This window comes from Caballeronia glathei (genome assembly GCF_000698595.1).
Lineage (GTDB): Bacteria > Pseudomonadota > Gammaproteobacteria > Burkholderiales > Burkholderiaceae > Caballeronia > Caballeronia glathei.
On record NZ_JFHC01000086.1, the window covers coordinates 17,795 to 27,090 of the forward strand.

The 9,296-nt window shown below is 66.0% G+C and carries 8 protein-coding genes and 1 pseudogene; 7 read left to right on the plus strand and 2 right to left on the minus strand.

The window, feature by feature from the left end; translation table 11 throughout:
* Window positions 1-40: 40 nt before the first annotated feature.
* Window positions 41-556 (minus strand): type VI secretion system contractile sheath small subunit, encoded by a 516-nt coding sequence (gene tssB, locus BG61_RS33225; RefSeq protein WP_035933887.1) that lies wholly within the window; start codon window positions 554-556, stop codon window positions 41-43.
* 523 nt (window positions 557-1,079) lie between these two features.
* On the opposite strand from tssB, the gene tssK reads away from it, so the two are divergent.
* The 7 genes from tssK to BG61_RS41515 all read left to right on the plus strand — a co-directional run bounded on the left by tssK (window position 1,080) and on the right by BG61_RS41515 (window position 8,885).
* Complete coding sequence (gene tssK, locus BG61_RS33230) at window positions 1,080-2,429, plus strand: type VI secretion system baseplate subunit TssK (RefSeq protein WP_035933886.1); 1,350 nt, start codon at window positions 1,080-1,082, stop codon at window positions 2,427-2,429.
* Window positions 2,426-3,106, plus strand: a complete 681-nt coding sequence (locus tag BG61_RS33235) for a DotU family type IV/VI secretion system protein (RefSeq protein WP_232256214.1) — start codon at window positions 2,426-2,428, stop codon at window positions 3,104-3,106. Before tssK ends, BG61_RS33235 begins: the two co-directional genes overlap by 4 nt.
* An 8-nt stretch (window positions 3,107-3,114) precedes the next feature.
* A complete protein-coding gene (locus BG61_RS33240; protein ID WP_232256212.1) occupies window positions 3,115-4,797 on the plus strand; it encodes an OmpA family protein in 1,683 nt (560 codons plus the stop codon).
* A gap of 59 nt (window positions 4,798-4,856) precedes the next feature.
* The gene (locus tag BG61_RS33245) at window positions 4,857-5,342 is read left to right on the plus strand and encodes an Hcp family type VI secretion system effector (RefSeq protein ID WP_035933885.1); all 486 of its coding nucleotides are present in this window, start codon (window positions 4,857-4,859) and stop codon (window positions 5,340-5,342) included.
* A gap of 110 nt (window positions 5,343-5,452) precedes the next feature.
* Window positions 5,453-8,185 carry a type VI secretion system ATPase TssH gene (gene tssH, locus BG61_RS33250; RefSeq protein ID WP_035933883.1) on the plus strand — a complete coding sequence of 911 codons (2,733 nt, stop codon included), beginning with the start codon at window positions 5,453-5,455 and terminating at the stop codon, window positions 8,183-8,185.
* Window positions 8,182-8,607 (plus strand): type VI secretion system baseplate subunit TssE, encoded by a 426-nt coding sequence (tssE, locus tag BG61_RS33255; protein ID WP_035933881.1) that lies wholly within the window; start codon window positions 8,182-8,184, stop codon window positions 8,605-8,607. Before tssH ends, tssE begins: the two co-directional genes overlap by 4 nt.
* Window positions 8,604-8,885, plus strand: coding sequence for a hypothetical protein (locus tag BG61_RS41515; protein ID WP_035942642.1), 282 nt, complete (start codon window positions 8,604-8,606; stop codon window positions 8,883-8,885). Before tssE ends, BG61_RS41515 begins: the two co-directional genes overlap by 4 nt.
* A 112-nt stretch (window positions 8,886-8,997) precedes the next feature.
* Here BG61_RS41515 and BG61_RS44730 read toward each other — a convergent pair.
* Window positions 8,998-9,296, minus strand: a pseudogene (locus tag BG61_RS44730) (phage tail protein); the annotation flags it as partial.

A 9,296-nucleotide genomic window follows, 5' to 3' on the forward strand; every position in this document is an offset into this window, starting at 1 on the left:
GCGTTATGCGTCTTGAGTCTGATGAGCGGTGGACGCGCGTTCAGGCGTGACCCGCCGGCGGCATGCTGGAGGTGCCGATCTTTTCCAGATCGGCGCGCAGGCTTTCGGACAACGCAGGGTTCTTGACGATCTTTTCCAGCTCTCGGCGAAACGTGCTGTTGTCAAGCAGGTTCGACTTGAGGTCGCGCAGCAAATTGCGCGTGGCGAGCAGCGCCTGCAGTTCGGGGATCTGGCGCGCGACCTGTTCCGGCTCGAAGTCTTTCATCGACTTGAAGTTCAGCGCCACGGCCGTATCCGACCCGTCACCGGCAAGCGTGTTCTCCACGTTGATCCGGGCCCGCGGGTTCAGTTCGGCGAGCACCGCGTCGAAGTTGTTCTTGTTGACGTCGATCTTCTTGCGCTCGGCAAGCGCGCCACTTGCCTGCCCCGCGCTGTAGTCGCCCATCACCAGCAGTTTGAGCGGAAGTTCGACCCGCTTCTGCGCCCCGCCCGTATGCAGGTCCAGTGAAATATTGACGCGCGCTTTCGGAATTTCCTTCTGGAAGCTTTCTGACATGGTTTCGCTTTTCCTCCATGGATGGTTGTACGACGCGCAGGTGAGCCACCACGAATCACGGCCATATCCCGTGAGCGGACGGTTATTCGGCCATCCGCTAATTGGCCTGCTTGGTTCGAGATCCGCTGTTACGCGCCTTCCCTATTTATTTTTATTAGATCAGGTAGCTCGAATGTTGGTCAAGCGTTAACGCGGAGATTATATTGAGATGAGGATTCGATTATTTCGAGATATTGTTGAATATATTTTTAAATCAGCGCCATACTTGCCTCCCGCATGGCGCGCCCGCCGCGCACCCCCTCGCAGCCGCCTGGCTAAAGCCTTCCCGTCACATCGATCGCTGTCAACAATCAACATTTTCCAGATGACCGCAAGCACTATCCGAGACGCGCTAATTTTAGTTAAAACGCAACCAGCCCAAACAAAAGATGCGTGCTCCGATTATCTCAATAATAGACGGCGCAGCATGATTCGTGTTTAAAATGTCTCCATTCGATAAACCGTTAAGAAGCCATTAATCGCAATGCGGACTTTCAAGCCGCTCTGGCATGAGGGCCTGATTCTCACGCCGCAGCATTTTCAGCAGCAGGAGCAGTGGCTCAATGTCGCGCACCGGCAATTTGCCTCGCTCGCCATTGCCGAGCCGTGGGGAATCGTCGATGTGCAACTCGACGAAGACACGCTTGCCGTTGGCCGCCTCGCGCTCACCCGCCTGAAGCTGCGCCTGCCCGACGGCACGCTGATCGACTCGTCGGCAACCGATGTCCTGCCTCGCCCTCGCGATCTCTCCCGCGACATCGCCCCGGACGTGCAGAGCGTCGTGGTGCTCGCGGCGCTGCCGCTGCTGAACGCGGACGGCAGCAATTGCCGTTTCGACAACGAAACGCTGTCGCGCCCGCGTCGCTATTTCCGCGAGTTCGTGGAGGTGCCCGATCTGAACGGCACGGGCGTCGAGGAATTGTCGGTCGAGCGCCACGCGGTTCACCTGCTGTTCGACTTCGAGCCGCATGCGGACGACGTCGTGTGTCCGGTCGCGCGGCTCGTGCGCGGCGCGCGCGGCCAGTTCGAGATGGACCGCGTGTTCGTGCCGCCGTGCCTCACGCTCGCCGCCCATGAGCGCCATCGGGAGCGCGTCGCGCGGCTGTCCGATATCCTGCTCGCCAAAAGCACGGCACTGGCGGCGCGCCGCGGCGAGCGCATCGACCAGATCGCCGAGTTCGGTGTCGCAGACGTGTCGCTCTTCTGGCTGCTGCACTGCATCCACACGCACTGGCCGAAGCTGTCGTTTCTCGGCACGCACCCGAACCAGCCGCCCGAGCGGCTCTACGAGGTGCTGGCCACCTTCACCGGCGCGCTGATGACGTTTTCCACCGGCACCGCGCTCACCGCAATCCCGCCGTACGAGCACGCGAAACAGGACGACATCTTCGCGACGCTCGAAGCGCTGATCCGCGACCTGCTCGATGCGATCATCCCTTCCCGCGTCATTCCGATCGGGCTCACGCGCAAGAGCGCCACCACGTGGGCCGGCCAGTTCAAGGATGAGCGGCTGCTCGAAGGCGCGGACTATTACCTGTCGGTGAATGCCGCGCTGCCCGCGTTCCAGCTCATCGAACAGATCCCGAAGCTTTGCAAGATCGGCTCGCCTGACGACATCGAGCACATCGTCAATTCGGCGCTCGCCGGTATTGCGCTGAAGGCGGTGCAACGGGTGCCGGCGGCGATCCCCGTGCGCCTCGAAAACCAGTATTTCGCACTCGACGCGAGCGACCCCGCGCACGCGCGCATGCTTGCCGCCCGGGCCTGCCAGCTTTATCTGCCGGCATCCGTCCCGGAAGCCTCGCTCGAACTCTATGCGGTGCTGACGTCATGAGCCGGGACACCGTGGAACCGGATACCCTGACGATGCGCGCCTTGCTGCGCGACACCGCCCTGCAGGTGTCGCTGCTGAAGGAAGGCGGGACCGCCGGGTCGGTGCCGAAGCTGCGAGAGCGCTGCCTGCAACTGGTTCACGCGTTCGACGCCGCGCTCGAAGCCCGGCAGGTGCCGCGCGACGTGAAGCAGGACGCCGTCGATGCGCAATGCGGCCTGCTCGACGAGATGGCGATGACGCATCTTCCCGTCGATGACCGCCCGCAATGGGACGCCTGTCCGCTGCAGGTGGAGCGCTCGGGTAACCACAACGCCGGCGAGCAGGTTTACGAACGGCTCGCGGCGCGCATGCGCGAAACGCCGTCCAGCATCGAATTGCTGGAATGCTACGCCGCGATCCTCGGACTCGGATTCCGGGGACGCCATGCGCGTGATGGGGGTGAGCGCGAGCGTGCAGCGCTGATCAAGGCGCTCAACGAACAGATCGCACGGTCGCGGCCAGCCGGCCCGTCGACGTTCATCGTCGATACGGCCGGTGGCAGCCGTTTCGACTGGCTGCGGCACGTGTCGCCGTGGGCCGTCGCAGGGCTCGCGTGCGTCGCGGCGGGTCTGATCTGGTTCGCATGGGGGCAGTCGCTCGATGCCCAGCTGGCTCGCCTGCTTGCTTCCAGAAGGTGAGAGGCGCAGTGAGCACGAGCCGTTTCTCCGGATATCCGTACCGCACGCTGGTCGCGTTCGGTGCGCTGCTCCTGGCTGGCGTCGTGCTCGCGGTGCTGCCGCTGAGCCGCGGCATCGCGTGGGGCGCCTCGCTCGCGGTGTGCGCGACCGGTGCCGCGCTGATCGCGTGGCGCACACGACAGCTGCGGCGCGCGCTCGAAGCGCATGCCGTTACGTTATCGGCGCTCGGCACCTCCGCGGCGACGAGCAACCTGCCGGTCGACCTCCGCTCGCCCATGCCGCTCGTGATGGTGTTCGGCGATGCGCTCGAACATCTCTTTGCGAACGGGCGAACCGTCCATGTCGGCGCGGGCGCGATCTGGCTGCGCGTGGACCGGCCACGGAAGCTGGCTGAGCTTGCCGTCGCAGTCAAGGCCTGGCGCGGTGATCGTCCGCTGGATGGCGTGGTGCTGACGCTCGTGCCCGATGTCCACACCGACAACTCCCTCACACAGACGCTGCGCCTGCACCGGCAGGCCCTCAGCGACACCGCTCGCCTGCTTGGCATACGAGTCCCGGGATATCTGGCCGTCTATCAGCAGCTCACGCGAGGAAGCAGCCCGGGCTCGGACAATCCGCGCTGGTTCGGCCTGTCCGCCGCAGCCCCGCTGCGCGACGCAGGCCAGTTCGAAGCGATCCTGCGGGCTGCGGACGACGAAGCTGACCGCGCATCGGGCGAGCCGCATGACTTGCAGGCCCCGTGGCGCGCGGCGGGGCTCGCTTCGCTCATCGGCTGGACCTGGCATACCGTCAACGACGCGCTGCAGGACCGGCGCCAGCCAGCGGCGCCCTGGCCGCTTCACGGCGCGGCATGGATCGACTGCGGCCCGGCCGGCAATCCCGCCTCGCCCTGGCACGTGCATGTGCGCGCACGCACGCGCCTCGACCCGCCCATGCTCGCCGCATCGCCTGCGCCCTGGCCGTTGCCCGAGCCGTTGATCGACGCATGCGCCAGGCGTGCCTGGGTGCCGCCTCGCCTGCGTGCGCTTGCTCACGCCATCGCGATGCTCGCCTGCGCGCTCGCGCTCGCGTGCTGGGGCGCGGCGAGGAACAATCAGGCGCTGATCGACCAGGCCGCCGCCAGTCTCACGCGCTTCTCGGCCATCCCCGCCGACCACGACGCCGCGCGCCGCACGGCACTCGCCGCGCTCACCACCGAGCGCGACCGGCTCGACCGCTACGAGCGCACGGGCGTCCCACTGCGCCTGAGTCTCGGCATGTACCGGGGCGCGGCGCTGCTGCCGGTCCTCAACCGCGCGATCGAGTCGTACCAGCCGCCACCGCCGCCGCCGGCCCTCATCACACTCGACAGCATGTCGCTCTTCGACAGCAGCAGCGCGCGGCTCAAGGCGGGTTCGACGCGCGCGCTGGTCGGCGCCCTCGAGATCATCAAGGCGCATCCGGGCAAGCGAATCCTGGTGGCGGGCCACACCGACAACCTCGGCGACAGCCAGAGCAATCAGCGCCTTTCGATCGCTCGCGCGGGCGCCGTGCGCGACTGGCTGATGGAGGCGTTAGCGATGCCCGCATCGGTGTTCGCGATCCAGGGCTATGGCGACACGCGCCCGATCGTGCAGAACCAGACGCCCGAAGGCCGTGCGCGCAACCGGCGGGTCGAAATCACGCTGGTTCCGGACGTTTCCGGAGCCTGAATCCTCCTGAAGCATCGGGCTTCGGGACTTTGCTGTTTCCAAACCAAGGAGAAACAAACATGGCAATTCCGGCATACATGTGGATCAAGGACGATGGCGGCGCCGACATCAAGGGCTCGGTCACGGTCAACGGCCGCGAAGGCAGCGTCGAAGTCGTGGAGTTCGAGCACGGCGTCAAGATCCCGACCGACAACAATACCGGCAAGCTCACCGGCACGCGCGCGCACGCGCCGATCACCTTCACGAAGGAAACCGATGCCTCCACGCCGTATCTCTACAAGGCGGTGACGAGCGGCCAGACGCTCAAGTCGATCGAGATCAAGTGGTACAAGATCGACGACGCGGGCAAGGAGCAGGAGTACTTCAATACCAGGCTGGATAACGTGAAGGTCGTCGCGGTCAAGCCGAAGATGCTCGATATCAAGAATCCGGCGTTCGAGAAGCACAACCATCTCGAAGACATCGAACTGCGCTACGAGAAGATCACGTGGTCGTACAAGGACGGCAACATCATCCACGCCGATAGCTGGAACGAGCGCGCGTAACGCGTATCGGCAACGCCGGTCCATTCCCCGCCCATTCTCCGAACGGCCGGCGCCAGCGTTCTTCTATCGTCAGTCTGCCCGTGCGGACTGACGCTCTTTTCTCTCTTGCCATGACCCACCGCGATCCTTCTCCGTTCCTGCGCCGCCTCAACGATCACTGCGCCCGCGCGCTCGCCGACGCGGCGAGCCTGTGCGAGACACGCGCCCATCGCGATATCGAGGTCGAGCACTGGCTGATCAAGCTGCTGGAGCTCGGCGACGGCGACCTGGTCGCAATCGTGCGCCGCTACGAACTGGATGCCGACGGGATCTGGAACGGGCTCCTCAGTGCCATCGACCGGCTGCCCCACGATTTGCGCGGCAAGCCGGGCCTGTCCCCGAGACTCGGAGCATGGCTCGAAGCAGCGTGGATGCGCGCCTCGCTCGAAGACGGCCCGCCGCCGATCCGCTCCGCCCACCTGCTGGCCGCCCTCGCCGACGCGCCGCAGTTGCTCCGCGCACCCGGCGCGTGGCCCCTGCTCTCCGTGTCCACCACGCAGATCGAGCGGCTGCGAACGGAGCTCGACCGGGTATCGGTGGAGGCGCCGGGCAGCGTCGGCCACGATGGCGTGCCACATTCCCTCTCCGGGGTCGTCCACGGCGAGCCGGAACGCGAGGCGACCGCGCACGCGCCGCAGTCCGATGCAACGAACCGAGCTGCATCCGAAGCCCTGCGGCGCTTCACCGTCGACATTACGCAGAAGGCGCGCGACGGCAAGATCGACCCCGTGTTCGGACGCGACGCGGAAATTCGCCAGATGGTCGATATCCTCGCACGGCGCCGCAAGAACAATCCGATCCTCGTCGGCGAGCCGGGTGTGGGCAAGACGGCGCTGGTCGAAGGGCTGGCCCTCAGGATCGCGGAAAGCGACGTGCCGGCGGCGCTGCGCAACGTGAGCCTGCTCACGCTCGACCTCGGCTTGCTGCAGGCGGGCGCGGGGGTCAAGGGCGAATTCGAGCAGCGGCTGAAGAACGTGATCGAAGCCGTGCAGCAGTCCGCGACGCCTGTCCTGCTCTTCATCGACGAAGCCCATACGCTGATCGGCGCGGGCAATGCCGCAGGCGGGGCGGATGCCGCAAACCTGCTCAAGCCCGCGCTCGCGCGCGGCGAACTGCGCACCATTGCGGCGACCACCTGGTCCGAATACAAGCAGTACCTCGAGCGCGACGCCGCGCTGGAGCGACGATTCCAGACAGTCAAGGTCGACGAGCCCGACGACGAACGCGCCTGCCTGATGCTGCGCGGCCTGAAGGCGCGTTACGCGCAGCATCACGGCGTGCACATCACCGACGCAGCGGTGAGCGCCGCCGTGCGCCTGTCGCGCCGTTATCTCACGGGGCGCCAGTTGCCCGACAAGGCAATCGACCTGCTCGACACCGCCGCGGCCGGCGTGAAGATGAGCATGGAGGCAACCCCGGCCGCGATCTCGGCCTCGCGCGCGGAGCGCGCCGCGCTCGAAGTCGAGCACGGCGCGCTGATGCAGGACCTCGGCGCGGCATCGGCCGATGCCGGTGACCGGCTCGCGGCCATCGATGCAAGGCTCGCGGCGCTCAACGAAGAACTCGCGCAACTGGACACCGCCTTCGCGCAGCAAAAGGCGGCGGCCGAAGCACTGATCGCGCGGCGCGAAGCGTGGCAGGCGGCCCCTGACAAATCGACACGGCGCGCACTCCGGCCGTCGGTCGCGGCTGCGCATGCGGTCATGGCCGGACACGGGCCGAACGCGCTGATTCACGCGGAAGTCGACGAAGCGGCGATCGCACGCGTCATCGCCGACTGGACAGGCGTGCCGGTGGGCAGCCTCTTGTCCGACGAACTCGCCACGCTGCTCGACCTGGAGACACGGCTCGCCCGCGTCGTGGTCGGGCAGGACGACGCGCTTGCCGCGCTGGGCAAGAGCCTGCGGGCGGCGAAGGCCGGGCTCACTTCCGACGAAGCGCCGCTTGGCGTGTTCCTGCTCGTGGGGCCGTCGGGGGTCGGCAAAACCGTAACCGCGCGGGCGCTTGCCGACCTGATGTTCGGCGGCGAACGCGCGCTCCTCACGATCAATCTGTCCGAGTTCCAGGAAGCCCATACGGTATCTCAGCTCAAGGGCGCGCCGCCGGGTTACGTCGGCTATGGGCAGGGCGGCGTGTTGACCGAGGCCGTGCGCCAGCGCCCCTATTCCGTGATCCTGCTCGACGAAGTCGAGAAGGCGCATCGCGATGTGCTTAACCTCTTCTATCAGGTGTTCGACCGCGGTTTCATGCGCGACGGCGAGGGGCGCGTGATCGATTTCCGCAACACGGTGATCGTGATGACGTCCAATCTCGGCAGTGAGGAAATCATGGCCGCGACAGACGCCCCGAAGGAAGCCCCAGTGGGGAACGCCGTCATCGAGCCTGGCGGCGAGGTGACGACCGGCATGCTGATGGAAACGATCCGGCCGCTGCTCGTCGAGCATTTTCAGCCGGCGCTGCTCGCGCGTTTCCAGACGGTCGTGTATCGGCCGTTGTCGGCTGACGCGCTGGCGTCCATCGTGCGGATGAAGCTCGCCAGGGTGGCCGCGCGCATCGAGCGGCGCTTCAGACTGCCGCTCGTCTTCGACGAAGCGCTCGTGGCTGCACTCGCACGCGCCTGCCGGTTGCCCGATTCGGGTGCGCGCAACATCGACAGGCTGCTCGACCAGCAGATCCTGCCGGTGCTCTCGCGCGAACTGCTCGCGCGTGCCGCGAGCGAGCGCATGGGCGCGGGCATGCGGCTGTCCTTCTCCAGCGAAGACGGCATCGTGCTCGAATTCGATAATCCTGGCAGCACGACATGACGATGGGCCCGTCACTCTACGACATGCTGCTCGGCCACATAGATGGCGTGCCGCTCGACGGCCACGACAGCAACACACTCGAAATCCTGAGCGTGCTGGAAAACCTGAGGCGCATCCTGAACACGCGCGCGGGCACGCTCAAGCATATGCCGGACTATGGGCTGCCCGATTTGAGCACGATCTATCGAAACCTGCCTGCGTCGGCTCATCAGCTCAAGGCGCAAATGGAAGCGACCTTGCTCGCCTATGAACCCCGCATCCGTTCGATCGACCTGCAAGTGCTGCCGACCGAAAACGGCATGCTGGTCAGCTACGAGATGACCTGTCATTTAAGAAAGCATGGTCTCGTGCGATTTGGCACGCACTATGAGCCGCAAGGACGCACGCGGCTGGAATGGCGTCGACACGCCGATGCTGATTGACCGGACAGGGGGTTCTCTTCTTTGGCTGTCCGACCGAGGTACGCAAGATCACGTATACGGCCAGCGCCGTCCAGCGCATGCGCATGCAGTTGCGAGACATCGAAAAGGAACTGGAAGACGCCGCCTATCGCCTGGCGGAAAGCCGTCAACCAGTTCGTCATGCTGTTCGGCGAGCGCCTTACCAGCGCCATCAGCTGAGTTTTTACCGGCCTCGCCACATGGCATGCCTGGCCGGTCCGGCGCTGTATGACGGCAACGATCGCCTGCTCCAATCGTGAGCAAATCGACATCAGCGATTTGGCTTTCGATCATCCGGCAGTCAATCGCGTTCGCGCTTCGGGAGTGACCGGTGCACGTTCCGATCACTCCCTGCTTGCTTCGGACACGTCTTCAGGTGCGCTGTCCCAGATCACCTGTGACCGCCTCCGCCTCCGCCGCCACCTCCGCCTCCGCCTCCTCCGTGCCCGCCACCACCGTGACCACCGCCGTGGCCGCCACCCGACCCTCCGCGGCCTCCGCCGACGCCGGCGCCAGCACCCGCGCCGCCTGCTCCGCCACCGGCGCCTGCACCCCCTCCGCCGTTACCACCGCCTCCGTGGCCTCCACCGCCTCCTGCCCCCCCGCCGTTACCGCCGCCTCCGCCCCCTCCGCCATTACCACCGCCTCCGTGGCCGCCGCCACCCGCGCCC